Annotated in this window: 22 protein-coding genes, 2 pseudogenes and 1 riboswitch; of the genes and pseudogenes, 11 read left to right on the plus strand and 13 right to left on the minus strand. The window is 73.3% G+C overall.

The window, feature by feature from the left end:
• Positions 1-19: 19 nt before the first annotated feature.
• From LIV37_RS48205 to LIV37_RS48220, 4 genes are all read left to right on the plus strand, one after another.
• Entirely contained in the window at positions 20-1,048 is a 1,029-nt protein-coding gene (locus tag LIV37_RS48205) for a class I mannose-6-phosphate isomerase (protein ID WP_020874365.1), read from the plus strand.
• A 118-nt stretch (positions 1,049-1,166) separates the two neighbouring features.
• Complete coding sequence (locus LIV37_RS48210; protein WP_020874366.1) at positions 1,167-1,832, plus strand: TetR/AcrR family transcriptional regulator; 666 nt, start codon at positions 1,167-1,169, stop codon at positions 1,830-1,832.
• Positions 1,829-2,032 (plus strand): ferredoxin, encoded by a 204-nt coding sequence (locus tag LIV37_RS48215; protein ID WP_020874367.1) that lies wholly within the window; start codon positions 1,829-1,831, stop codon positions 2,030-2,032. Before LIV37_RS48210 ends, LIV37_RS48215 begins: the two co-directional genes overlap by 4 nt.
• Before the next feature lie 41 nt (positions 2,033-2,073).
• Positions 2,074-2,415, plus strand: a complete 342-nt coding sequence (locus LIV37_RS48220) for a hypothetical protein (RefSeq protein WP_020874368.1) — start codon at positions 2,074-2,076, stop codon at positions 2,413-2,415.
• 35 nt (positions 2,416-2,450) lie between these two features.
• Here the strand turns inward: LIV37_RS48220 and LIV37_RS52285 are convergent.
• Positions 2,451-2,561 (minus strand): annotated as a pseudogene (locus tag LIV37_RS52285) (hypothetical protein); the annotation flags it as partial.
• A gap of 31 nt (positions 2,562-2,592) precedes the next feature.
• Positions 2,593-3,186, minus strand: coding sequence for a non-oxidative hydroxyarylic acid decarboxylases subunit B (locus LIV37_RS48230; protein WP_121826499.1), 594 nt, complete (start codon positions 3,184-3,186; stop codon positions 2,593-2,595).
• Between the two features lie 152 nt (positions 3,187-3,338).
• Here LIV37_RS48230 and LIV37_RS48235 point away from each other — a divergent pair, with 152 nt between their 5' ends.
• Positions 3,339-4,298 (plus strand): AraC family transcriptional regulator, encoded by a 960-nt coding sequence (locus tag LIV37_RS48235; RefSeq protein WP_020874371.1) that lies wholly within the window; start codon positions 3,339-3,341, stop codon positions 4,296-4,298.
• Between the two features lie 95 nt (positions 4,299-4,393).
• Here the strand turns inward: LIV37_RS48235 and LIV37_RS48240 are convergent, their stop codons facing one another.
• On the minus strand, positions 4,394-6,454 hold the full coding sequence (locus LIV37_RS48240; protein ID WP_121826498.1) for a phosphocholine-specific phospholipase C: 2,061 nt from the start codon (positions 6,452-6,454) through the stop codon (positions 4,394-4,396).
• Positions 6,455-6,846: 392 nt separating this feature from the next.
• Here LIV37_RS48240 and LIV37_RS48245 point away from each other — a divergent pair, with 392 nt between their 5' ends.
• The gene (locus LIV37_RS48245; protein ID WP_020874373.1) at positions 6,847-7,653 is read left to right on the plus strand and encodes a SigB/SigF/SigG family RNA polymerase sigma factor; all 807 of its coding nucleotides are present in this window, start codon (positions 6,847-6,849) and stop codon (positions 7,651-7,653) included.
• Positions 7,654-7,841: 188 nt separating this feature from the next.
• On the opposite strand, the pseudogene LIV37_RS52290 reads toward LIV37_RS48245, so the two are convergent.
• Positions 7,842-8,219: pseudogene (locus LIV37_RS52290) on the minus strand (hypothetical protein); the annotation flags it as partial.
• A gap of 25 nt (positions 8,220-8,244) precedes the next feature.
• Between LIV37_RS52290 and LIV37_RS48250 the strand changes: the two are divergent.
• Positions 8,245-9,357, plus strand: a complete 1,113-nt coding sequence (locus LIV37_RS48250) for a CapA family protein (RefSeq protein WP_020874375.1) — start codon at positions 8,245-8,247, stop codon at positions 9,355-9,357.
• A 129-nt stretch (positions 9,358-9,486) separates the two neighbouring features.
• On the opposite strand, the gene LIV37_RS48255 is transcribed toward LIV37_RS48250, so the two are convergent.
• The 5 genes from LIV37_RS48255 to LIV37_RS48275 are packed head-to-tail and all read right to left on the minus strand — an operon-like array spanning position 9,487 to position 14,677.
• Positions 9,487-10,494: a lysylphosphatidylglycerol synthase transmembrane domain-containing protein gene (locus LIV37_RS48255; RefSeq protein ID WP_121826497.1), complete on the minus strand. Its 1,008-nt coding sequence runs from the start codon at positions 10,492-10,494 to the stop codon at positions 9,487-9,489.
• A 21-nt stretch (positions 10,495-10,515) separates the two neighbouring features.
• Positions 10,516-11,733 (minus strand): glycosyltransferase 87 family protein, encoded by a 1,218-nt coding sequence (locus tag LIV37_RS48260; protein ID WP_020874377.1) that lies wholly within the window; start codon positions 11,731-11,733, stop codon positions 10,516-10,518.
• Complete coding sequence (mptB, locus tag LIV37_RS48265; protein WP_167525944.1) at positions 11,730-13,220, minus strand: polyprenol phosphomannose-dependent alpha 1,6 mannosyltransferase MptB; 1,491 nt, start codon at positions 13,218-13,220, stop codon at positions 11,730-11,732. The genes LIV37_RS48260 and mptB overlap by 4 nt, the downstream gene beginning before the upstream one ends.
• A 21-nt stretch (positions 13,221-13,241) precedes the next feature.
• Positions 13,242-14,456 (minus strand): NAD(P)/FAD-dependent oxidoreductase, encoded by a 1,215-nt coding sequence (locus LIV37_RS48270; RefSeq protein WP_243146519.1) that lies wholly within the window; start codon positions 14,454-14,456, stop codon positions 13,242-13,244.
• Between the two features lie 23 nt (positions 14,457-14,479).
• Entirely contained in the window at positions 14,480-14,677 is a 198-nt protein-coding gene (locus LIV37_RS48275; RefSeq protein ID WP_020874380.1) for a ferredoxin, read from the minus strand.
• A gap of 349 nt (positions 14,678-15,026) precedes the next feature.
• On the opposite strand from LIV37_RS48275, the gene LIV37_RS48280 reads away from it, so the two are divergent.
• Positions 15,027-16,955, plus strand: a complete 1,929-nt coding sequence (locus LIV37_RS48280) for an FUSC family protein (RefSeq protein ID WP_020874381.1) — start codon at positions 15,027-15,029, stop codon at positions 16,953-16,955.
• A gap of 219 nt (positions 16,956-17,174) precedes the next feature.
• Here LIV37_RS48280 and LIV37_RS48285 read toward each other — a convergent pair whose 3' ends face one another.
• Together LIV37_RS48285 and LIV37_RS48290 are read right to left on the minus strand one after the other, a co-directional pair.
• A complete protein-coding gene (locus tag LIV37_RS48285) occupies positions 17,175-18,680 on the minus strand; it encodes an AlkA N-terminal domain-containing protein (RefSeq protein ID WP_020874382.1) in 1,506 nt (501 codons plus the stop codon).
• A 277-nt stretch (positions 18,681-18,957) separates the two neighbouring features.
• Positions 18,958-19,296, minus strand: a complete 339-nt coding sequence (locus tag LIV37_RS48290; protein WP_148717920.1) for a hypothetical protein — start codon at positions 19,294-19,296, stop codon at positions 18,958-18,960.
• A 226-nt stretch (positions 19,297-19,522) separates the two neighbouring features.
• On the opposite strand from LIV37_RS48290, the gene LIV37_RS48295 reads away from it, so the two are divergent.
• Complete coding sequence (locus tag LIV37_RS48295; RefSeq protein WP_020874384.1) at positions 19,523-19,951, plus strand: VOC family protein; 429 nt, start codon at positions 19,523-19,525, stop codon at positions 19,949-19,951.
• A gap of 8 nt (positions 19,952-19,959) precedes the next feature.
• Here the strand turns inward: LIV37_RS48295 and LIV37_RS48300 are convergent, their stop codons facing one another.
• Positions 19,960-20,838 (minus strand): bifunctional 5,10-methylenetetrahydrofolate dehydrogenase/5,10-methenyltetrahydrofolate cyclohydrolase, encoded by an 879-nt coding sequence (locus LIV37_RS48300; protein WP_274596708.1) that lies wholly within the window; start codon positions 20,836-20,838, stop codon positions 19,960-19,962.
• A gap of 22 nt (positions 20,839-20,860) precedes the next feature.
• A riboswitch (ZMP/ZTP riboswitch) is annotated at positions 20,861-20,947 on the minus strand.
• Positions 20,948-21,113: 166 nt separating this feature from the next.
• On the opposite strand from LIV37_RS48300, the gene LIV37_RS48305 reads away from it, so the two are divergent.
• Complete coding sequence (locus LIV37_RS48305; RefSeq protein WP_020874386.1) at positions 21,114-21,350, plus strand: hypothetical protein; 237 nt, start codon at positions 21,114-21,116, stop codon at positions 21,348-21,350.
• Positions 21,351-21,445: 95 nt separating this feature from the next.
• Here the strand turns inward: LIV37_RS48305 and LIV37_RS48310 are convergent, their stop codons facing one another.
• The gene (locus LIV37_RS48310; protein ID WP_020874387.1) at positions 21,446-22,393 is read right to left on the minus strand and encodes a LysR family transcriptional regulator; all 948 of its coding nucleotides are present in this window, start codon (positions 22,391-22,393) and stop codon (positions 21,446-21,448) included.
• Positions 22,394-22,506: 113 nt separating this feature from the next.
• Here LIV37_RS48310 and LIV37_RS48315 point away from each other — a divergent pair, with 113 nt between their 5' ends.
• The gene (locus tag LIV37_RS48315) at positions 22,507-23,628 is read left to right on the plus strand and encodes a diaminopropionate ammonia-lyase (protein WP_020874388.1); all 1,122 of its coding nucleotides are present in this window, start codon (positions 22,507-22,509) and stop codon (positions 23,626-23,628) included.
• The last annotated feature ends 35 nt before the right edge of the window (positions 23,629-23,663 follow it).

Raw genomic sequence — 23,663 nt, forward strand, 5'->3', positions numbered from 1 at the left:
CGATCTGGGAGGACCCCGGATGACCGCCGAGCCCGTCCCGCTGCCACCGAACCAGCCGCGCTCCTTCTACCGCGACTCCGGCGCCATCGCCCGCTTCCGGCGCACCGCCCCGGACGGCGACGGCTATCGCCCCGAGGACTGGGTCGCCTCCACCACCTCGCGGTTCGCCCAGGCCCCCGCCGGGCTGACCACGCTGCCGGACGGCACCCGGCTGTCCGATGCCGTGGCCGCCGACCCCGGCGCCTGGCTGGGCCCCGAGCACACCGGGGCGTACGGAGCCGACACCGCGCTGCTGGTCAAGCTGCTGGACGCCGGGCAGCGGCTGCCGCTGCACAGCCACCCCGGCCGGGCCTTCGCCCGGGCCCATCTGGGCAGCGCCCATGGCAAGACCGAGGCGTGGTTCGTGGTGGCCGCGGCCCCGGGCGCCGAGATCCGCATGGGTTTCAGCCGCGATGTCACCGCCGATGAGCTGGCGGGCTGGGTGGAGCGCGGCGATACGGCAGCGCTGCACGGCGCCGTGCACCGGGTGCCGGTGGCCGCGGGGGACGCGCTGCTCTGCCCCGCCGGGATGCCCCATGCCATCGGAGCGGGCGTGCTGCTGGTGGAGCTTCAGGAGCCCACCGACTTCTCCGTCCTGCTGGAGTGGGAGGGCTATGCGATCGACGGAGCCAGCGAGGGCCATCTGGGACTGGGCTTCGACCGCGCGCTGGCCGCCGTGGACCGCGCCGGTGTGGACGCCGCCGCGCTCGCCCGGCTGCGCGGACCCGGCGCGGACGTGGCCTCCGGCGCCAGTGTGCTGCCACCGGAGGCCGGGAGCTCCTTCCGGGCCGAGCTGTGCCGGGGCGAGCCGACGGCCGCGCTGGACCCGGGCTTCTCGGTACTGGTGGTCCTCGACGGTGCCGGGGCGCTCGGCCATGAGCGGGGACGTCCGCTGGCCGTGAGCGCTGGGCAGACCGTGCTGATTCCGTACGCCGCGGGGCACACCGAGCTGTCCGGGCCGGTGAGCGCCCTGCGCTGCCGCCCGCCCGCGTCCGGCGCGGCCGGCTGATCGCCGTTCTCCCCAGGGCCCGGACTCCCGCGGGCCCTTCAATCAGTTGCGTTATTTAATTCACGCGTTTTAGAGTGGCCGCGACAGCTCACAGGAACCACGGAGACTGGAGGCCACGGTGACCGACGCACGCACCGTCCGCTCCGCCGGGACCCGCGAGGCCATCATAACCGCGGCGGAGCGGCTCTACGCCGAGCACGGCCTGGTCGCGGTGTCGAACCGGCAGATCAGCGAGGCGGCCGGACAGGGCAATGTCGCCGCGGTCGGCTACCACTTCGGCACCAGGGCGGATCTGGTGCGCGCCATCATGCGCAAGCACTCCGAGGCGATCGAGGAGATCCGGCAGCGGATGGTGGCGGAGGCCCGCGGCAGCGAGGAGGTCCGGGACTGGGTCGCCTGCCTGGTGCGCCCCGCCACCGAGCACCTGGCCACCCTGGGCGTCCCCTCGTGGTACGCCCGGTTCGCCGTCCAGGTGATGACCGACCCCGTGCTGCGGGCGATCGTCACCGACGAGGCCCTCACCCGGGAGCCGCTGCGGGAGACCCTCTACGGCCTGGGCGGTTGCCTGGACGCGCTGCCCGCCGAGGTGCGGGCCGAACGCGGCGACATGGCCCGCCAGTTGATCACCCACACCTGTGCCGAACGGGAGCGCGCCCTCACCGAGGGGACCAGTACGCGCCAGCCGTCCTGGGACGACACGGCCGGCGCGCTCACCGACGCCATCACCGGTCTGCTGCTCGCCCCCGTCACCCGCCGTTCCCCAGCCGAGGAGGCCCGGACATGAAGATCACCGTCGACGAGGAAAAGTGCTGCGGCGCGGGCCAGTGTGTGCTCATCGCGCCCGAGGTGTTCGACCAGCGCGAGGAGGACGGCATCGTCGTGCTGCTCGACGCCGAGCCCGCCGACGGGCACCACACGGCCGTCCGGGAGGCCGCGAGCGTCTGCCCGGCCGCCGCGATCCAGCTGGGCGAGGCTCCGGACTGATCAACGGGGCCCCACTGCCGACCGACCCTCGGAGGAAGACCATGACCACCTCGCCCGTGGCCGACGACGCGTCGGCCGAGATCCCCGCCTTCCCCCAGCCGCGCGCCGCGGTCTGCCCCTTCGACCCGTCCCCGGAGCTGCGCGGGCTGGCGAGCTGGGGTCCGCTGACCCGGGTCCGGTCCTGGAACGACAGCACCCCCTGGGTGGTGACCGGCCACGCCGAGCAGAAGACCCTGCTCTCCGACCCCCGGCTCAGCGCCGACTTCTCCCACCCCGGCTTCCCGAGCCCCGTTCCCCACACGGGTGGCGAACGGCCGTCCACCGACCTGAGCTTCGTCGGCATGGACGATCCGTCGGTGAAGCCCTTGACGCGGTCGAAATAGAGGGCGGGGGCGTGGCCGCCCAGGCGCGGGGCGGCGTTCGCGGCGGCGGCGACGTCCGGCTCGGGCATCACCTCGTCCTCGATGTGCAGCAGCTGATCCTCCTTCCGGAGGGCGTCGAGGAAGCCGCGGAAGTCGTCGTAGGCCATGGGGACTCCAAATGAGGGAGGGTGGGGGGAATCAGGCGGCGGTGGGCTTCGGGCCGCGGGCGGCGCGCATGCCCGCCCACCGCTTGGCGGCGGGCGCGGGCAGGTCGAACTGGTCGAGGAGGCGGGCCGTGAGGTGGTCGACGATGTCGTCCACCGACCGGGGGTGGTTGTAGAAGGCGGGCATGGGCGGGACCATCCGCACGCCCATCCGGGAGAGCGCCAGCATGTTCTCGAGGTGGATCTCGCTGAGCGGGGTCTCCCGCGGTACGAGGACGAGCCGGCGCCGCTCCTTGAGCACCACGTCCGCGGCGCGGCCCACCAGCCCGTCGGCGTATCCGGCGCGGATCCCGGCGAGGGTCTTCATCGAGCACGGCGCGATGATCATGCCGTCGGTGCGGAAGGAGCCGGAGGAGATGGCGGCGCCCTGGTCCTCGGGGGAGTGGGTCACCTCGGCGAGCCCGGCCACCTCACGGGCGGACCGGCCGGTCTCCAGCTCGATCGTGGTGCGCGCCCAGCGGCTGAGCACCAGATGGGTCTCCACCTCGGGCAGCTCGGCCAGCGTCTCCAGCAGCCGGACGCCGAACACGGCACCCGTCGCTCCTGTCATGCCCACGATCAATCGCACGGCGGCGCGCTCCCATCGGCTGCTCTCGGCGGAATGCTCTCGGTGAAAGGGGAAGCGGTGACCACGGGGATTCTTTCGGTCACCCGTTCACCACAACGCACTCCACGCTAGATGCGGACCAGGGCACACCGGCCGTACACTGAGGACGCGCTATGGACAGAAACGGACACCGTGATGTCACCGAGGTTCCGTTCCGGCCCTCCGTGGGAGCCCCGCCGGGAGCGGCCGTCCTGGACTTCCCCGGACTCGCCGCCCGCGCCCGGAGCCATGGCCTCGATGTCCACGCCCCGATGCGGCTCGCCTTCCACCAGCTGATCACCGTGCGCTCCGGGACGCTGCGCTGCTCGGTGGACTTCACCGAGCACGAGCTGACCGAGGGCGGCTGGATGTGGGTGCGCCCCGGACAGATCCACCAGTTCCGGTCCGCCCTCGGCGCGGCGGACGGCGCCGCCGTGCTCTTCCCGTCCGGCTATCTCGGCGCCGCCACCGCCGCCGTCGCCCGGCTGGACCGGCCCGTGTCCCGGTCCCCGCTGGTGGTGCCCGAGGGCGCCGCCACCGCCGCCGTCGCCCGGCTGGACCGGCCCGTGTCCCGGTCCCCGCTGGTGGTGCCCGAGGGCGCCGACGCCGAGGCCGTCCGAGGCGTCCTGGGCCTGCTGGAGAGCGAGTACCGGACGGTGGCAGGGCCGCTGGAGGCGCATGTCGAGGTGGTGCGCCACCTCGTCGCCGTCCTCGTGCTGCGGCTGGCCCATCTGCCCGGCGCCCAGAGCGGGGACACGGCGGGCAGCGAGGCGTTCCGCCGCTTCCAGCAGGCCGTGGAGCGCGACTACACCCGCACCCACCGGGTCGAGGACTACGCGGACCGGCTGGGCTACAGCGTCCGCACCCTGACCCGGGCCACCCGCGCCACCGTGGGATGCGGCGCCAAGCGGTTCATCGACGACCGGGTGCTGCTCGAGGCCAAGCGGCTGCTGGTGCACACCGGTCTGTCCGCCACGGCCATCGGCGAGCGGCTGGGCTTCCCGGACGCCACCGTCTTCACCAAGTTCTTCCGGCGGCGCTCGGGCGAGACCCCGGCCGGGTTCCGCATCCGCGCCTCGGGCGCGCGGCGCTGACGGCCCGAGCACGTCATGCGCGGTGGGGAGACGCACCGCGCGCCCGCCCGGCGGGGAGCCGGACGGGCGCGCGACGAGGGGCCGGTGGCGGTGGCTCAGTCCGCCGAGAGCGCGGGGTCGCTCATCCCCGCTCGGCCGGTCTCCACATGCCCGGCCAGCCGGCGCAGATAGCCGCTGTCGTGGTCGGAGACCACCGACAGGTCGTACCAATGGTGGCTGCGCCCGGTGCGGGCGGTGTGCACCACCCGCGCGCCCGGCCGGAGCCGGTAGTCCGCCTGCTTCTCCTGGTGGTAGCCGTCGGTGACGGTGAGCCGCAGCGTCGCGTCGCCCTGGTTGACGAGGGTCAGCTCGACCGCCCCGGTCGCCCGGTCGTGACGGGCGCTCACCTCGGGGCCCTCGCCGGTGGCGTGGCCGGTGAAGTGGCGCAGGAAACCGGCCGGACCGTGCACCTGGAGGTCATAGGCGCCGTTGTCCGCCGAGGAGCGCTGCCAGCTGCCGGACAGCCGCTTGCCCGCCTCGACGGTGTAGCCCCACGGCCCGCCCTCATGGCTCGCGGAGGTCACGTGGAAGTGCGCGGCGGTGCCCTTGCCGTGGTGCACGAAGTCGATCCGCAGACCGCCGTCGGCGCCGGTCGTGGCATCGGCCGACAGGTCGTACGGCAGCGGCCTGGCAGGGCGCAGCCCGGACTCCTGCGGGGGCAGCGAGGGGTTCGCCGGGAGCGCCGGTACGTAGTCCGGGTGCCGCTCGTTGTCCTTGGGCCGGTAGCCGCTGGTGTCCGGCAGGGCCGGGACCTTCACATCGGTCCGGGAGAAGTCGAAGGCCTCGGTCAGGTCGCCGCACACCGCCCGCCGCCACGGCGAGATGTTCGGCTCCTCGACGCCGAAGCGCCGCTCCATCAGCCGGATGACCGAGGTGTGGTCCAGCGTCTGCGAGCACACCCAGCCGCCCTTGCTCCACGGCGACACCACCAGCATCGGCACCCGCTGCCCCAGCCCGTACGGGCCCGCGGGCTGCGCGGAGGAGCCGGCGTACAACTCCCCGGTGGTGTCCACGGTCGAGGCGCCCCGCTCGGCGGCGGGCGCGTACGGCGGCACCACGTGGTCGAAGAAGCCGTCGTTCTCGTCGTAGGTGATGAGCAGCGCGGTCCTGCTCCACACCTCGGGGTCGGAGGTGAGCGCGTCCAGCACCTGGGCGACGTACCAGGCGCCGTAGTTCGCGGGCCAGTTGGGGTGCTCGCTGAAGGCTTCGGGGGCCGCGATCCAGGAGATCTGCGGCAGCTTCCCGGCCTTCACATCGGCCCGCAGGACGTCGAAGAAGCCGTCGCCGTTCTTGGCGTCGGTACCGGTGCGGGCCTTGTCGTACAGCGGGTCGCCGGGCTTGGCGTCGCGGTACTGGTTGAAGTACAGCAGCGAGTTGTCGCCGTAGTTGCCGCGGTAGGCGTCGTCGATCCAGCCCCAGCCGCCCTTGGCGTCGAGCCCGTCGCCGATGTCCTGGTAGATCTTCCAGGAGACCCCGGCCTGTTCCAGGCGCTCGGGGTAGGTGGTCCAGCCGTAGCCGGCCTCCGCGTTGTCCAGCACCGGGCCGCCGCCCTTGCCGTCGTTCCCGGTGTAACCGGACCACAGGTAGTAGCGGTTGGGGTCCGTGGAGCCGATGAACGAGCAGTGGTAGGCGTCGCAGATGGTGAAGGTGTCGGCCAGCGCGTAGTGGAACGGAATGTCCTCGCGGGTCAGATACGCCATGGTGGTGGCCGACTTCGAGGGCACCCACTTGTCGTACGCGCCGTCGTTGAACGCCACATGGCCGTCGCCCCAGCCGTGCGGCAGGTCCTGGAGGAACTGCAGCCCGAGGTCGTTCACCTCGGGACGGAACGGCAGGACCTCCTTGGAGCCGTCGGACTGGTGCCACACCGGCTTGCCGCTGGGCAGCCGCACCGGCCGCGGATCGCCGAATCCCCGTACCCCGCGCAGGGTTCCGAAGTAGTGGTCGAAGGAGCGGTTCTCCTGCATCAGCACGACGATGTGCTCGATGTCCCGCAGGCTTCCGGTCCGGCGGTTCGCCGGAATCTCCGCGGCGCGCGCGATGCTGGCGGAGAGGAGGGACATGGCCGTGCCGGTGCCGGCAAGTTGCATGAATCTTCGACGGTCTATGGAGGTCATGGCGCTCCGGTCTCCTGTGGCGTTCGAAGGGAAGCGGGGGAACCGGTGCAGTCTCTTCCGCCAAGACGGTACGGACAACGGCGGATGGGCGAAACGGCGGGAAAGCCTCCGTAAATCTTGATCGTGGGCCGGATCCTTGTCGTGGGCTCTTCCCGCATGCCCATACGGTCAGGAATCGGACCGATGTGACGTACGGCGCACCGGATGGACCGGCGGCCATGGAGGCGAACTCCGTTTCGCCATGCCGAGGAAGGGCACGCGAACAGTGTGCTTCGGACCGGAGGCACGCCACGGGAGCAGCCCGGCTGCGGAAGGCGTGTTCACGGTCGCCCGAGTTGTCCGGATTGCCAGATCCTGTGGTGACACCGACGACAGCCCAAGGGAGACCGCCCATGACGTCCGCACGAGCACACCCCCGAACACACCCCAAGCACGCACACGACGACGCCCCCGACACCTCCGCCGACTTCCGCCGGATCGCCGATCTGCCGGACGGTCAGGAGAGGGAGACCCTGCGACAGGATGTCGTCCGGGCCTGGATGCCGATGGCCGAGCGCATCGCCGCACAGTTCCGCAATCGCGGTGAAAGCTCCGAGGATCTGCGGCAGGTGGCCATGGTCGGACTGGTCAAGGCGGTCAAGCGCTATGAGCCGGACCGGGGTTCGGCCTTCGAGAGCTACGCCGTCCCCACCGTGGTCGGAGAGGTCAAGCGGCACTTCCGCGACCACATGTGGGGCCTGCACGTCCCGCGCCGGGTCCAGGAGCTGCGCAACCGGGTCCGCACCGCCGTGCAGGAGCTGACCCGCTCACCGGACGACCGTTCGCCCAGCGTCAAGGACATCGCCCGGCACACCGGCATGACCGAGGAGGACGTCCTCGTCGGCATGGAGGCGCTCGACAGCTTCCGCACGCTGTCGCTGGACGCCGCACTGCGCGGCGCCGACGACGGCTACGCACTGGTGGACACCCTCGGCGCCACCGAGTCCTCCTACGAGCGGGTGGTCCAGCGCGAATCCCTCAAGCCGTGCCTGCGCAGGCTTCCCGAGCGGGAGCGGGAGATCCTCTACCTGCGATTCTTCTGCGACGAGACCCAGAGCCGGATCGCCGATCGGCTCGGCATCTCCCAGATGCATGTCTCCCGGCTCATCAACCGCACCTGCGCCCACCTGGGCCAGGAGGTCGGCGCCCGTGCCGCGTGACGCCCACGCCCCCGGCGGCCCGCGTGCCCACGCCCGCTGCCCGGGTGACGCCCACGCCCCCGGCGGCCACGGCCGCGCGCCCGGACGCCGTGCGCGGGGCGCGCGTCATCAGTCGCCCGATCAGCCGCCCGGCCCCGCCCCCGCTCCCCGGCGCATACGACGCACAGCTCCGCGTGGGGCAGGGCCAGCGCCCGCTCCCGGCCCTGAGGCCGGCCGCACCGCGTGCAGATCCCGAAGGATCCGCCGCGCAGCCGGTCCAGCGCCGCGACGGTCCGCTCCAGCAGGGCCGCGTCCGTCTCCGCCCGCGAGTGGAGCTCCCTGAGCGTCATGGCCTTGGCACCCGTGTCCGCGGCGTCGAGATCGCAGTCCGCGCGCAACGCCGAAGCGGTCTCCTCGTTCCGGGCGAGCTGCGACCGCAGCCGGTCCGCCTGCTCCGACAGCCGGGCCGTGGCCTCCTCCAGGTCCCCGGGCCGCAGCGGGCTCTCACTCGTCTCCGCTCTGTTCATCCGCCGCACCTCCCTGCGCGTCCGCCCCGCCGGGTCCCCGCCCCGGCCACGGTCACTCATGGCGACGCACGCCTATCGTTGAGATATGCACGACACGGCGGTGACGCTGTTCCTCTGCGGCGATGTGATGCTCGCCCGCGGTGTCGACCAGATCCTGCCGCATCCGGGCGATCCGGAGCTCCACGAGCCCTACATCCGCGACTCCCGGGCCTATGTGGAGCTGGCCGAGGAGGCCAACGGCCCGATCCCGCGCCCGGTGGACTTCTCCTGGCCCTGGGGCGACGCCCTTGCGGTGCTGGACGAGGAGGCGCCCGAGGTGCGGGTGCTCAACCTGGAGACGAGCGTCACCCGCAGTGATGAGTTCGCCCCGGGGAAGGACGTCCACTACCGGATGAGCCCGGACAACCTCCCCTGTCTGACCGCGGTCCGGCCCGATGTCTGCGTCCTGGCCAACAACCATGTCCTCGACGGCGGCCGGCGCGGGCTCGACGAGACGCTCGACTCGCTGGCCGCCGCCGGCCTCCGGGTGGCCGGAGCGGGCCGTGACGCGGCCGCCGCGCGGCGCCCCGCCGTCGTCCCGGCCGGGGACCGCCGCCGGGTGCTGGTCTTCTCGTTCGGCACGGCCTCCAGCGGCATCCCGGGCCGGTGGGCCGCGACCGGGAACCGGTCCGGGGTCGACTTCCTGCCCGAACTGTCGGACGCCCGCGCGTACGCGATCACCGTCCGGGTACGGCAGCTCAAGCGCCCCGGCGACCTCGCCGTCGCCTCGGTCCACTGGGGCGGCAACTGGGGGTACGGCGTCTCACCGGACCAGATCCACTTCGCCCATGCCCTGATCGACGGAGGCGTGGACCTCGTCCACGGCCATTCCTCCCACCACCCCCGCCCCCTCGAGGTGTACCGCGGCAAGCTGGTCCTCTACGGCTGCGGCGACATGGTCGACGACTACGAGGGCATCGGCGGCTATGAGCGGTACCGCGACGATCTGCGGCTGCTCTACTTCCCCGGGCTGGACCCGGACACCGGCCGCCTGGTGAGCCTTCGCATGGTGCCCCTGCGGTCCCGGCGGATGCGGCTGGAGCGCACCGGCCACGACGACGCCGCATGGCTGGGCGGAACCCTCGACCGGGTCGGGGCCCTCCTCGGCTCGCACGTCGACGTCCGGCCCGACGACGTCCTCACCCTGCGCCGGCCCTGAGAGCCTGTGTCATATCCCCGGCCGGGCGTGCGACGCCTGGCACGCTCCTCCAGCTAACGCTGGGAGGTGCCCCCTGACGCCGCACGCTGATCCGGCCGGGGATATGACACAGGCTCTGACCCCGCCGGGTCAGACGATCTTCCAACGCACCAGCCCGCCCAGCACCAGCGCCCCGGGGATCAGCGGCAGCCACACCGTGATGAAGCGGTACGCCAGCACCGTGGACGTGGCCGACTCGACCGGCGCCCCCGCCGCCACCAGCGCGATGACCAGCGCCGCGTCGACCGAGCCGATACCACCGGGGGCGGGGACCACGGCGGCCACCGCCGTGGCGGCCAGATACGCGAGCATCACGTGCGCCGGCCGCACCTCGAGCTCGAGCGCCAGCGCGACCGCCACCAGCCCCGTCGCCTGGAGCAGCGGAAACGCCAGCGAACCGCCCCACAGCGCCAGCGCCCTGGACGGCCGCATGTGCAGCGAACGGGCGTCGGCCAGCGCGGTGCGCAGGAACGTCATCACGAGCCGGCGCACCGGACGGATCAGGGCCACCCCGGCCACCAGCACCCCGGCCGCCGCGACCACCCCGGCCACCACCGTCCCGCTCACCGACTCCGGGAGCAGCGGGCCCAGCCGCAGCGCCTCGGGAAACGCCACGAGCAGCACCAGCAGCAACCCCACCCGGGCCGTGGCCTCCGCCAGGAAGTACAGGGCGAGCGCCGCCGAGGAGCGGGCGGGCGGCAGCCCGCAGCCCGTCATGAACCGGATGTTGACTGCGCTGGCGCCGATCCCCGACGGCAGCAGATGGTTGGCCGCCCCGGCGGCGAACTGGGTGGCGAACAGCCGCCTGGCCGGCAGCCGCTCCAGCACCGTGCCCTGCCGGGCGAACGACACCGCCACCCAGCCGAGCCCGGTGGTGGCAACCGCCGTCAGCAGCCAGTACGGATTGGCGGTGAACATCTGACGGGCGCCGGAGCCGATCAGCGAGCGGTGCTGGACCACCCAGACGGCCACGACGAGCAGCGGCAGCAGACACAGGATCTGGCGCAGCGGCAGCCGCCGGTACCGGGACCGGCGCTCCGTGCGCTCCGCGGGCCGGTCCAGGGGCTGCTCCGCGGGGCGCGGCATCGCTTCAGGCATCGGTCCGGACACTCCTGTCGGTCATGGGATACGTGCCGGATACGGCTCTTGGCTCAGCATCGTCGCGGAGCGCGCGCCGCGCAGCGGGAGCGCGATCAGCAGGCCGAGGCAGATCCACACATAGGTGTTGCTGCCGAGGAAGCCGTCGACCCCGGTGGAGTCGACCCGCCACAGCCACACCACACTGCTGCACAGCAGCACGTACACCACCGCACCGGCCTGGAGCAGCAGCCTGCGCCGGGCCGGTGGCGCGTCCGGCCGCAGCCCGCTGTCGACCAGCACCGCCAGGGCCGGAATCAGCCACACCAGATGGTGCACCCAGGTGATGGGGCTGATGAGACAGGCGGTCACCCCGGTCAGCGCGAACCCGGCCCGCTCGTCCCCGACGGCCACCGCGGAGCGCACCCGGTGCGCCCAGACGGCCAGTACGGCGAGCACCCCGAGCGCCCACACCACCCCGCTCGGCTCCACCGGATCGACCAGCCGGGCCAGCACCCCTTCCCACGACTGGTTGGAGACGTAGGAGAGTACCCCGATCCGGTCGGTGTCCCACAGCGCCTCGGTCCAGTAGACCCGCGAGGCCCCCGGCGCCACCGCAAGGGCCAGCAGGGTGGCGGCCGCGGCGGTGGCCGTGGCGGTCGCGGCGGCGCGCCACCTCCGGGTGATCAGCAGATAGCCGATGAAGATCGCCGGGGTGAGCTTGATGGCGGCGGCGAGCCCGATACCGCAGCCGGCGAACCGGCCGCGCCCCGTGGACAGCAGCCGGGCGTCGAAGAACACCAGCACCAGCAGCAGCAGGTTGACCTGCCCGAAGCTGAAGGTGTCCCGCACCGGCTCCAGGAGGACGAACAGACAGGCCGCCACCACGAAGGCGAACCACTTGTTCCAGCCGTGCCGCCGCACGATCGGCCCGATCAGCCAGGTCAGCAGGGTCGCCGAGGCGGCCACGTTGAGCACCATGCTCAGGGTGATCGCGGCCGGCCAGGTGAACAGGGCCATCGGCAGCATGCACAGCGCCGCGAAGGGCGGATAGGTGAAGCCGTAGTCCGCCCCGTCCGCACCGGGGATGGTGAAGTCGTAGATGCGGCCGTCCCGCATCCAGTGGCCCACCGCGTCGTAGTAGACGTTGAGGTCGAACCAGTGCCGGTGCAGCGGGACGAAGGCCAGGAACAGCGCCACCGCCACCGTGAGGGCGAGCGCCAGCACCAGCCGTCCGCGTGCGGTGGCGGGCCCCGTCATGCCGAACGCCCCGATCGGTGGCCGCCGGGGACGGCGGGCAGCGCGTCGCCGGCGGCGAACCCCGGCGCGTGCCGTACGCACCACAGCGCGCACACCGCCAGCGCACCCCCGCACACGGCGTACGTCAGCTGCCGCGAATCCGGCGCGAACCCATTGGGCAGCACGGCCAGCGCGAGCACCCCGCTCCCGGCCACCACCGCCTTGCGCACCGTGCCGCCCGGACCGGCCGCGGCGATCACGAACAGCCCCCACAGCACGTACCAGGGCCGGATCGCCGGGCCCAGCACGGCCACCGCGATCAGGCTCAGCCCCAGCGCGTACACCGGCCGGGGGCGGGGCGGGCGCAGCCAGGCGGCCCCGATGGCCACGGCGGTGGCCAGCAGCCCCAGACCGTGCCACGCGGGCGCGGCCAGCGGCGCCAGACCGCTGCCGACGGCCTCCAGCAGGGCGCCGGTGGCGCGGCCGAGGGTGCTGGTCAGCGCCCAGTTGTCCGGTGAGGCCGGGGTGGTGAGCGCGGAGATCCAGCCGTAGCCGGTGCCGGTCACGGCCGTCGCCACCCCCGTGGTGGCCAGGGACAGCGCGGCGGTGGCCGCCACGGCGCCGACGCGGCGCCCGCTGCCCTCCACCCGGCGCGCCCACAGCGTGGCGACCGCCAGCAGCCCCAGCGCCGCCGGGGCCTTGACCAGGGCGGCGAGCGTGACCAGCACCGCGCCACAGGCCGGCCATCGGCCCGTCGCGGCCACCAACCCGGCCCCGAGCAGCCCGAGCATCACGGCATCATTGTGCGCCCCGCCCACCAGATGCAGCAGCAGGAGCGGGTTGAGGCCGCCCAGCCACAGGGCGGCGCTCGGATCGGTGCCGCAGCGGCGGGCCAGAACGGGCAGCGCGAGCACCATCAGCGCCACCCCGAGCAGCGCGATCAGCCGCAGCCCGATCACCCCGAGCGACGGCTCGGCGCGCGAGGCGTGGGCGACGGCCGATTCGAAGGCCAGCGAGACCGGGCCGTACGGCGTCGGGGTGTGCTGCCACACCGGCGCCACCTCGTCCGCCAGCGGCCCGCCGAGGCGGATGGGGCCGTGGGTGTAGACGTCGATGCGGGCGTGCACCATCGCGCCCTGTGCGAGATAGCTGTACACATCCCGGCTGAACAGCGGCGGCCCGGGCAGCAGGGGGGCCGCCCAGGTGGCGAGCGTGATCAGCAGGGAGCGCGGGCCGGGCGGCTTCGGCCCGCGCACCTCGCGCCCCAGCAGCCACCACGCCGCGATCAGCAGCACCAGCCCGAAGTAGGTGCCGATCAGCCCGAGCGCCTCTCTCCCGGAGTCAGGGGTGAGGGCGTCCCCCACCGGTAGCGCTCCGGCGGTCGCCCCACCCGCTGCCAGGGCCACCGACCCGGCGAGCCCGAGGAGCCGGCAGTGGCCGGGAGCGACGGCGACACGTTGAAGGAGAAGGCGACGGACCAGCACCCGGCCAGCCTCGCGAGAGTGCATGGCCGGAAATTGACCTCGCGGTCACCGGAGACTGGCCGAGAGGTGTCGGCCGGGCCACACCGCCTGGGGAGCGGGCAGGATCGATGCCCACGGTGCCCGGTCAACCACGAGTTGACGCAGTTTGCGCAGCTCGCACGGGCTGTTCCAGCCGAGCACCCCGACCACCCGGCCCCGGTGTCCATAGGCGACGACGAAGTGGCCGCCCTCGAGCTCACCGTGGAGCACGGCGAGTTCGGCATCGGCGGGAAAGACGCCGTACGCCTGGATATGGGCGTCGTACTGATCGGTCCAGAAGTACGGTACGGGGGCGAACGGCTGGTTCTCGCCGAGCACATTGTGGGCGACGGCCCGCGCCTGTTCCGTGGCGTTCAGCCGGTGTTCCAGCCGCATCCGGCAGCCGAAGTGGTTGTTGTGCCACGAGGCGACATCACCGGCCGCGTACACTCCGGGCGCCGCGCGGCAGGTGGGATCGCATTCGACACCGTTGCGCAGCTCGAGGCCGGATCCGGCCAGCCAGCCGATCGCCGGGGCGGCACCGATGGCGACCACCACGACATCGGCGTCCAGCAGTGTGCCGTCGGTGAGTTCGAGCCCCGTCACCCGCCCGCCGGACTCGAAGAACCGCCGCACCCCGGTGCCACAGCGCATGGATACCCCGTTCTTCTTGTGCAACCGCCCGACCAGAGCGGCTATCCGGTCGCCGAACTGCCGTCGCATCGGCACCGGCCGGGGGTCGATCATGGTGACGTCCAGCCGCATCCGGCGGGCCGCCGCCGCGGCCTCCGAGCCGAGGAAACCCGCGCCGACCACCGCCACCTTCACATCGGGTTCGCGGCGCAGATCGGCGCGCAGGGCGAGGGCGTCGTCGAGGGTGCGCAGCAGATGCACCCCGGCCAGATGGTGGGCGCCGGGCAGGCTGTTGGGGGTGACACCGGTGGCGATGACCAGGGCGTCGTAGGAGACGCTGTCGCCGCCGTCCAGCACCACCCGGCGGGCGTCGGTGTCCAGACCGGTGGCGGATCTGCCGAACAGCAGCCGCGCGTCGAGCGCGGACAGCTCCTCGTTGGTGCGCAGCTTGATCCGGTCCGGCTCCCAGGTGCCCGCCAGGATCTGCTTGGACAACGGCGGCCGGTTGTAGGGAGTGTGGGGCTCGTCGCCGATGAGGGTGAGCCTTCCGCCGTATCCCTCGGTGCGCAGTGTGACGGCCGCGGTGAGCCCCGCGACCGAGGCACCCACGATCACGACGTTCCGCGGTGCGCTCACTGGTCGGCCAGGGCGATCGCCAGGGCGGGGCAGACGGCGGCCGCGTGACGGACGTCGTCGTGCAGCTCCGCCGGCGGGCGGTCGTCGAGGAGTACGGCGACACCGTCCTCGTCCCGCTGGTCGAACACGTCCTGGGCGGCGAGGACGCACTGCCCCGAGGCGACGCATTTGTCCTGATGCAAGGTCACCTGCATGGCGTTCTCCGGCGCTGGGGATCAACGGAAGGCGGTTACCAGACGAATGTTCGGTAACGGGCGGAAGGGAGGCTAGTTCCCCCGCGTACCCAGCACAACACGCTCCGCAAGAAGCTGGCCACGGAGCGAGACATATGAGCCTGGCATGTGCGCCCCGAACAGGCCGACCGGCCGGTCCCGGAAGACTGTGCAAAAGACCAGGTCACACCCGGGTCCACGGGCCGGGGGCCGCTTTCGCGCGGGATGGGGCATCAGCGGCTCACATGGCGGAAATACGCAGGTTACGAAAGTTCCGCATTGCTCACGTACGGTTCGAAGAGCCCCACGATTTCCACCGCACGGAGGATCCTTGCGCGCGCTCCGCACACCGCCCGACTGGCTGACGCACCCCCTGCGCGGGGTGCGGGCGCTGCGGGGCCCCGTGCCCTGGTCGGCGGTGGTCCGCGGAGCCCTCGGCGTGGGACCGGTGGTGGCCGTCGGCGTGGCGTCGGGACACACCCCGTTCGGGATGCTCGCCGGGCTGGGGGCGATGTTCGCCCATATCAACGACCGCCCCGCCACCCGCGCCACCCGCGTCGTGCGCATCGGCCTGCCCGCCCTCGCCGGGGCCGTCGGGCTGCTGACCGGGGCCTGGCTGGGCACGCTCGGCCTCGGGATGTGGATCGCGCTCGCCCTCGCCGCCGTCGGCCTGGTCTCCGGTGCGATGAGCGCCATCGGCCCGGTCTGCTCCTCCGCCGGGGTGCAGCTGATGGTGCTCGCCGTGGTCGGCGCGGGCATGCCCCTCCCGGTGGCCCCGCCTGCCCGGGCGGGCCTGCTGCTCATCGGCGCCGCATGGGTGATCGCCATGGCCGCGCTGCTGCCACGCGTCATCCCCTCACGCCAGGCCGCGCCCTCCGGCGAACGGGAGGCGGTGGCCGCCGTGTACGACGCCCTGGCCGACCTGATGACCGCGGTCGGCACCGACGACGGCCAGGCCGCCCGGCGCGAGCTGACCGCCGCCTACGACTCGGCGTACGAGGCCCTCTACGCCCATCGGCTCCCCCTGCACCGCGTCGACGAGGAGGAACGGCGGTCGCGCGACCGGCTGGCGGTGGCCGGGGCGCTCAGCGAGGGCATCCTGACCCTCCTGTGGGAGGACGAACCCGTACCCGAGCGCATCGCGCGCACCCCGGCCCAACTGGCCCGCTCGGTACGGACCGGACTGCCACCGGGCCGGCTGCCCGCCCCGGTGCCCGACACCGAGGGCAACGTGGCCATGCACCGGGCCGTGCTGCTCGCCGCCCGGGTCTTCGACGGCGAACCGGCGCCGCCCGTCGGCGCGGTGGTCCCCGGCCACCGGCAGCGGCTGCGCCGTGCGCTCGGCCCGGCGGGCCGGGAGTACGCCGCCCGGGTGGCCCTGTGCGTGGGCGTCAGCACCGCCCTCGCCCAGCAACTGCCGGGCGCGCACTGGTACTGGCTCCCCGCCACGGCCGCCTTCCTGGTCAAGCCCGACATGGGCCCACTCGTCTCGCGGGCCCTCTCCCGCGCCCTCGGCACCGCCGTGGGCGTGGCCGTCTTCGGCGCCCTCGCCACGCTGTTCTCCCCCGGCGCGGACGACCCCGGCATCTGGCCGGTCGCCGTCGCGGCGGTCTGCTCCGCGCTGATCCCCGTCTCCGTACGCCACTTCGCCCTGCAGACCGCCGTGCTCACCCCGCTGCTGCTCTCCCTGGTCTACCTCGGCGGCGACACCGACCCCGGGTTCACCCGGCTCACCGACACGCTGCTGGCCTGCGGTGTGGTGCTGGCCGCCGGGGCGCTGCCCGGGCTCGGCGGCCCGCGCGCCCAGGTGTCGGTGCGGCTGTCGCTCGCGGTCCGCGCCACCCGCGACCACCTCGACCGGGTGCTCACCGCCGAGGCGCCGTACGCCACCCGGCTGCGGCTGCGCCGCGAGGCCTACCGCGCGCTCGCCGACGCCCGCCGCGCGGTGGAGGTGGCCGGTGCCGAACACCCGCCGTTCGGCCGTGACCTGGCGGCCTGGGCGCCGGTGGTGCTGGCCCTGGAGAAGATCGTGGACGCGGTCACGGCCTGCGGCGTACGGCTCGACCAGGGCGCCCCACAGCCCGATCCCGCCCTGGCGGCCCGGCTGCGGGCCGCGCTGTCCGACCTGGCCGACGCCGTCGCCACTCGCCGGCCCCCGACGGACCTCGTCCTGCCCGTGGGGGCGGCGGTGGGCGACTGCGCGACCATCGCCGATGTCACCGCCGGGCTGCGCACGGTGCGCGACCTGGCGGCCCGTTGACCCCGTTCACCTCCCCGGCGGCCGCCGGTTGAGCCCGTGCACCTCCTCGGCGACCGCCGACCGCCGACCGCTCACCCCTCCCGGCGGCGGATTGCCCGGCGCGCAGAGTGGCACACCCCTCCCGGCGATGAGCTGGCGGACGCGGTGCCGCTCGGCGGGTGTCTCCCAGCGGGTGTCCCTCGGTGGTGTGTCTCCCTCGGCGGGTGTCTCCCGGCGGGGTCACGCGGGCCGGGGCCGCGGGGCGTTCCAGAGGTGGTGCATGGCGTACGAGCGCCAGGGGCGCCAGCCCTCGGAGTCCTCCAGATGGGCCCCGGTGCCGCGGGCCCCGGCCCGTACGGCGACATCCGACTCCAGCAGTACATCGGGGTCGCTCAGCGCTCGCATCCTGATGTAACCGGACGTCCAGGGGCCCATGCCGCGCAGCCCCAGCAACTCCTTCTCGGTCCGGTCGCGGTCGGCGCCCGCGTCCAGCCGCACGGTGCCGTCCGCGAGCGCCGCGGCGAGCGTGCGCAGCGTGCCGCGGCGGCTCTCCGGCATGCCGAGCTCGGCCAGCGGCGCCTCGGCGAGGTCCTCCGCGCGCGGGAAGAGATGGGTGAGCCCGCCGTCGGGCCGCTCCAGGGGCTTGCCGTACGCGGCGATCAGCCCATCGCCCAGCACCCGCCCGGCGGCCACCGAGACCTGCTGGCCGAGCACGGCGCGAAGGGCGAGCTCATGCGGGTCGGTGGTGCCCGGCGAACGCAGTCCCGGCCGCGCGGCCACCAGGGGCGCGAGCGCGGCATCGGCGCCGAGGCGCTCGGCGACCGCGTACGGATCGGCGTCCAGGTCGAACAGGCGCCGGATCCGCTGGATGGCGGTGGTCAGATCGCGCAGCTCGGCCAGGCGCAGCCGGCACTCCAGCCAGCCGTCACCGGGCCGCTCGTCGACCTCGACGACGGCGCAGGCGTGCGGCAGCCGCAGGGTGCGGCGGTAGGTCCGGGCGCCCGGCGCGCCCACCATCTCCTCCAGGCCGGTGAGGGCACGTCGGGCGAGATAGTCGAAGACCTGCGTGGTGTCGTACGGACCGCGGTAGGCGAGCCGCAGCGGCACCCCGGCCGTTCCGCCGTTGGTGCCGCCGTTGGTCCCCAGGACCCCGCCGGGCGCCCCCGCGGGCCCGGGCAGGGAGGACTTCTCCGGCCGGGCGGCGCGCAGTTCGGTGGGGGTGGCGGCGTAGATCTCGCGCAGCGTGTCGTTGAACTGCCGGACGCTGGAGAACCCGGCCGCGAACGCGATCTCCGAGGCCCGCAGCGCGGTGGTCTGCAGCAGGATCCGCGCGGTGTGGGCGCGCTGGGCGCGGGCGAGCGCCACCGGCCCGGCGCCGAGCTCGGCCGTCAGCTGCCGCTGCACCTGCCGGGCGCTGTACCCGAGCCGCGAGGCGAGCCCGGACACCCCCTCCCGGTCCACCACCCCGTCCCCGATCATCCGCATGGCGCGGCCGACGGCGTCGGCGCGCGCGTTCCAGTCGGCGGAGCCGGGCACGGCGTCCGGACGGCAGCGGCGGCAGGCCCGGAACCCCGCGCCTTGCGCGGCGGCTGAGGTCGGGAAGAACCGGACGTTCTTGCGCCGGGGCGTGGTGGCGGGGCAGCTCGGCCGGCAGTAGATCCCGGTCGTGGCGACGCCGAAGAAGAACTCGCCGTCGAATCGCGCGTCGCGGCTGCACACCGCCTCGTACCTGCTGTCGTCGCTCATCACACCTCCACTGTGCGCCCTGGGAGGGAGGCGTGCTGGCGGAAAACGGACATGGCGCTCCCGCTCCAGCGCTCCAGTGGTGCGGCGGCCGCGGCAGGGGCCGGGGCGGGGGCGGGGGCGGGGGCGGGGCAACCGTGCAGCCGTGGGGGAGGGGCGTGCCCGGTCCGGTGCTGCGGGGTGTCCGCCGCGTGGCGAGGGCTTCGCCCCTGGACCCGGGGTCTGGGGCGGAGCCCCAGTTGTGGGAAGGGGCGGGGAGGGGAGCGGCCCGCCGCAGGCGTCACGATCCGTCGGACATCCCCTGGCGGGAGCCGAGGGCGATGACGTCGCGCAGGTCGCGATGGTCGTGATGAGCCTGGGCGATCCCCGCGAGGGAGGGGCGGCCCAGCGCCTGGTAGGCGCCGACCGGCAGCTCGTTCGCCAGCGACTCCCTGACGGGGTCACCGGCCGACGCCCAGTGCAGATCGCGGCCCAGCGCCAGCGCCTCGGCCGGGTCGCCGTGCGCGAGGCGCCGCCGGGCGTCCTCCGCGAGCCTGGCCGAACCCGCGGGGTCGTCGAGCAAGGGGTACTTCGGCCGGACCCGGCCGGGGCAGCTCCAGTGCACTCGGCTCCAGTGCACTCGACTCCAGCGCATTCGACGGCGGTTGTACGGAGCCGGACCGCCGATGGTAAGTTCGGCGACGTGACTGCCGGGTCGGCCATGGGCCACGCACGAGTGAGGCGCCCGGCCTCGGCGTGAGCCCGAGGCGGGCCAGAGGCCCGCCCCTTTCTCCGTGTCCTTCCTCCTGGCGCCCGGATGTGGCGCCTGTTCCAGCGGATTCCACGATGCGGAGACACCACCACAGATGCCCCACCACGCCCAGCCCCAGCACGACTCCGAGTCCCCGGCCACCGCCGTCCAGCTGAATCACACCGCCGTCTACGCCCACGACCGGCAGTTGTCCGCCGAGTTCATCGCCGCGATTCTGGGGGTGGAGGTCGGAGCGCCGTTCGGCCCGTTTCTGCCCGTCGATCTCGGCAACGGCGTGACGCTCGACTACTACGAGAAGCGCGACGGGCCGATACAGCCGCAGCACTACGCGTTCCTCGTGCCCGATGAGCGGTTCGACGCGATGATCGCCCGTCTGGAAGCGGTCGGCGTCACCTACTACGCCGACCCCAACCACACCGATCCCGGCCGGATCAACCGTCTCTTCGGTGGCCGTGGCGCGTACTTCGACGATCCCGGCGGCCACAACATGGAGATCATCACCCGGCCCTACATCCGTCCCTAGCCGACCGCTCAGCAATCCACCCGTACGCCGGTCAGCCCCGTCTGCCGCCGGGCGGCGTCCACGGTCTGTGCCAGCAGGACGGCGATGGTCATGGGCCCCACCCCGCCCGGCACCGGAGTGATCAGCCGGGCGCGCTCACGCGCGGAGTCGAAGTCGACATCGCCGATATTGCCGGGGTTGTATCCGGCATCGATCACCACGGCGCCCGGCTTGATGTCCTCGCCGTGGATGGGCCGGGGCCGGCCCACCGCCGCCACGACGACATCGGCTTCCCGGAGCACCGCGCCCAGGTCGGCGGTCCTGGAGTGGCAGTACGTCACCGTGGCGTCCCGGGCCAGCAGGAGCATTCCAACGGGCTTGCCCAGGATCGGGCTACGGCCCACCACCACGGCGCGCCGCCCCGCGAGCTCGACGCGGTACTCGTCCAGGAGGCGCATGATCCCTCCCGGAGTGCACGACGCGAACCCCGGCAACCCGAAGCTCATGGCCCCGAAGGAGTTCATGGTGACGCCGTCGACGTCCTTCTCGGGAGCGATGGCCTCGAACGCCGCCCGCTCATCGATATGAGCCCCGACGGGATGCTGCAGCAGGATGCCGTGCACTTCGGGGTCCTGGGACAGAGAGCCGAGGGTGTCGACCAACTCCGAGGTCGTCGTGGCGGCAGGCAACGCGACGAACCGTGACGCGATCCCCGCCTTGGCGCAGCGGGCGCGCTTCATACGGACATACGTGGCCGAGGCGGGATCCTCGCCCACCAGCACCGTTGCCAGACAGGGGGTGGCTCCCGTGCGTCGGGCGATGTCCGAGGCGTGGCCCGCCGCTTCCGCCACGATGCGCCGGGCAAGACCGGCGCCATCCATGAGCTGGGCCGTCTGTGTCGAGGACAAGGTCGCCTCCCAGGCGTTACCGACTACTCGCCCAGGCGCACGGCACCGACCCGATCGTCAGGCCGCTCCCCGGTGGTGCTCCACCTCAGCGCCAGTCACGGCCCGGACACCACTGTAGGGCACCCCGGACGGCCTTTGCCGGGCGTTTTTCTCCTCTTTTCCCGCCGCCGTCCATCAGGCGTTTTCCCGCGGATGGGCGAATGCCACCCCTGGCCGGGCCATGATCCGGTGCCCCCTAGACTGTCTCGCAATCCTCACGTTGATCGGAGCACGACATGCGTCGCCTTGCCCTTGCCCTCCTGGCATGTTCAGCCCTCACACTCGCCGGGTGCGCGCAGGACTTTGACCGGGGCCCTGATGGGACAGTCAGCGACAAGGTCAAGGACGGGAAGAAGTTCTACCTGGTCGTCGATCCGGCCAAGGGCGGCGAGGGGAAGAAGTTCCGGGTCAGCAAGTACGACTACCACGACTGCAACCGTGGCTCGAAGTACCCCAAGTGCGTTGACGACTAAGGACGATTGAGCCTGAGCGTACTCATCGTCGGCCCCGGCCGTCCGCGGTCGGGGCCGACGATGCCTTCGCGGTCGGGGCCGGCCATGCTCTGGTTTCAGACGCCGGCCGGGGTGGCCACGTCCGTGGCCGCCTGCCGCAGCGCGTGGCGACAGGCCGCGATCGCCGGGTGGCGGCTGCGGCCCCGGCGTACCGCGGTGAAGACACGGCGGGCGCGCCGGCCCCGCGGGAGCTGTCGCACGGCGACGGTCGGGGGCGCTCCGTTCCATACGAGGCTGGGGAGCAGGGCGGCGGCGTGGCCCTGCTCGACGAGGCGGAGATGGATCAGGAGGTCCGTGGTCTCGAACCGCACATCGGGCTCGAAACCGGCGTTCCGGCACAGGGTCATGGCCCAGTGGCGGGCGGCCGTGCCCTCGGGCTCCATGGCCCAGGGATGACCGGCGAGCGAGCGCAACGACGCGGTGGGGCCGCCCTGGGGATCGGGCCCGGTGCCGCTCCGCTCACCGGCCGGTACGGGCGGCAGCGCGAGGTGGAGGGGGTCGTCGAGCAGATCCTCCTGCTCGAGACCGGGCGGCCGGGGGTTGGGATTGCCCGGGTACTCCTCGGCGACGACAAGGTCGAAATCGCGGGCCTGAAGCGCGGGGAGGGCCGTTTCCGGTGGCATCTGTGTGACGTGCACCCGAAGGCCGGGATGACGGTCGCGCAGCAGGCTCAGCATGCCGGGCGCCAGGGCGAGGGTGGCCGTCTGGAACGAGGCGATGCGCAGGGTGCCGGTCAGATCGGTGAGGGAGGTGGCGATGTCCGCCTCGGCGTGCTCCAAGCGCTCCAGCACCGCCTCGGTATGGGCGACGAGGATCTCCGCCTGCTCGGTGAGCCGCACCCGCCGTCCCACCGGCTCCAGCAGCCGGACACCGACCTCCGCCTCCAGCTGGGACAGCTGCTGGGAGACGGACGAGGGGCTGTAGGAGAGGGCGGCGGCGACGGCCGCGAGGGTGCCGCGGTGCTTGAGCTCGCGCAGCAGCCGCAGTCGGTGCAGATCGAACACGGGGGTCCCGCTCTCCTCGCTGTGAAGGGCTCGCCATTCGTCAGTTCTCCCGATGAATATAGATGGGAAACATTCGCTGGACCGATGGGAGGCGTCGGCCGCACGCTGGCTACGTGTCCGCATACGTTTCCTCCACCGCCGAGCCACCGTGGTTCGCCCGCCCCGCCGCCCGGGCCTGGACCTGTCCGCCCGCCCCCACCGGGGTACGGGATTTCCACACCGCCCTGCCCGGCTACGCCCCCACCCCGCTGACCGAACTCCCGCCAATGGCAGCCGAATTGGGTGTCGGGCGGGTCTTCGTCAAGGACGAGTCGTGCCGACTGGGTCTGCCCGCCTTCAAGGCCCTGGGCGCGTCCTGGGCCGTGCACCGCGCCCTCGCCGCGCGGGCCGCGCGGGGCGATGCCACCGTGCCCGTCACCCTGGTGAGTGCCACCGACGGCAATCATGGCCGCGCCGTGGCCCGGACGGCACGGCTGCTCGGCCACCGCGCCCGGATCTTCGTTCCGCGAGGTGTCCATCGGGCGGCCGTGACGGCCATCGCCGCGGAGGGGGCGGAGGTCTCCCAGGTCGCGGGCGCGTACGACGAGGCCGTGCGCCGGGCGGCCGAGGCGTCCGCCGCACCGGGCGGGCTCCTGGTCCAGGACACCGCCTGGCCCGGCTATGAACGGATCCCGGGCTGGATCGTCGAGGGCTACTCCACGCTCTGCGCCGAAATCGACGAACAACTCGCGGCCGCCGGAGCGGGGACGCCCGGCCTCATCGCCATCCCGGTGGGCGTCGGTTCGCTGGCCCACGCCGTCGTCACCCACTACCGCGGCCGCCCGGCCGGACCGCCCCCGGCGCTGCTGTCGGTGGAACCCACGGCCGCCCCGTGTGTCCTCGAAAGCCTCATGCGTGGCGAACCGGTCAGCGTCACCACCGGCGAGACCATCATGGCCGGACTGAACTGCGGCACTCCCTCCAGCATCGCCTGGCCCCAGCTGCGCGACGGGCTCGACGCGGCCATCGCCATCCCCGATGCCGCGAGCGCCCGCGCGGCGGGTGACCTCGCCCGGCTCGGCATCTCCAGCGGCCCCTGCGGCGCCTCCTCGCTCGCCGGACCGCGCGCCGCGCTCACCGGCGACGGCGCCGACGAGCGCCGCGCCGCACTGGGTCTCGGCCCCGCCTCCACCGTGGTGCTGCTGAGCACGGAGGGCAGCACCGCCAACCCCGCCACCACCACCGCGGACAATTGACGACCCATCCGCGTCCGACCAGCCATGGGAGAACG

The organism is Streptomyces rapamycinicus NRRL 5491, from assembly GCF_024298965.1.
Classification (GTDB): domain Bacteria; phylum Actinomycetota; class Actinomycetes; order Streptomycetales; family Streptomycetaceae; genus Streptomyces; species Streptomyces rapamycinicus.

Coding starts and splice junctions, on each gene's coding strand:
- LIV37_RS48205 (WP_020874365.1), top strand. CDS start 20: ATGACCGCCGAGCCCGTCCCGCTGCCACCGAACCAGCCGCGCTCCTTC.
- LIV37_RS48215 (WP_020874367.1), top strand. CDS start 1,829: ATGAAGATCACCGTCGACGAGGAAAAGTGCTGCGGCGCGGGCCAGTGT.
- LIV37_RS48220 (WP_020874368.1), top strand. CDS start 2,074: ATGACCACCTCGCCCGTGGCCGACGACGCGTCGGCCGAGATCCCCGCC.
- LIV37_RS48235 (WP_020874371.1), top strand. CDS start 3,339: ATGGACAGAAACGGACACCGTGATGTCACCGAGGTTCCGTTCCGGCCC.
- LIV37_RS48240 (WP_121826498.1), bottom strand. CDS start 6,454: ATGACCTCCATAGACCGTCGAAGATTCATGCAACTTGCCGGCACCGGC.
- LIV37_RS48245 (WP_020874373.1), top strand. CDS start 6,847: ATGACGTCCGCACGAGCACACCCCCGAACACACCCCAAGCACGCACAC.
- LIV37_RS48250 (WP_020874375.1), top strand. CDS start 8,245: ATGCACGACACGGCGGTGACGCTGTTCCTCTGCGGCGATGTGATGCTC.
- LIV37_RS48255 (WP_121826497.1), bottom strand. CDS start 10,494: ATGCCTGAAGCGATGCCGCGCCCCGCGGAGCAGCCCCTGGACCGGCCC.
- LIV37_RS48260 (WP_020874377.1), bottom strand. CDS start 11,733: ATGACGGGGCCCGCCACCGCACGCGGACGGCTGGTGCTGGCGCTCGCC.
- mptB (WP_167525944.1), bottom strand. CDS start 13,220: ATGCACTCTCGCGAGGCTGGCCGGGTGCTGGTCCGTCGCCTTCTCCTT.
- LIV37_RS48275 (WP_020874380.1), bottom strand. CDS start 14,677: ATGCAGGTGACCTTGCATCAGGACAAATGCGTCGCCTCGGGGCAGTGC.
- LIV37_RS48285 (WP_020874382.1), bottom strand. CDS start 18,680: ATGAGCGACGACAGCAGGTACGAGGCGGTGTGCAGCCGCGACGCGCGA.
- LIV37_RS48295 (WP_020874384.1), top strand. CDS start 19,523: ATGCCCCACCACGCCCAGCCCCAGCACGACTCCGAGTCCCCGGCCACC.
- LIV37_RS48305 (WP_020874386.1), top strand. CDS start 21,114: ATGCGTCGCCTTGCCCTTGCCCTCCTGGCATGTTCAGCCCTCACACTC.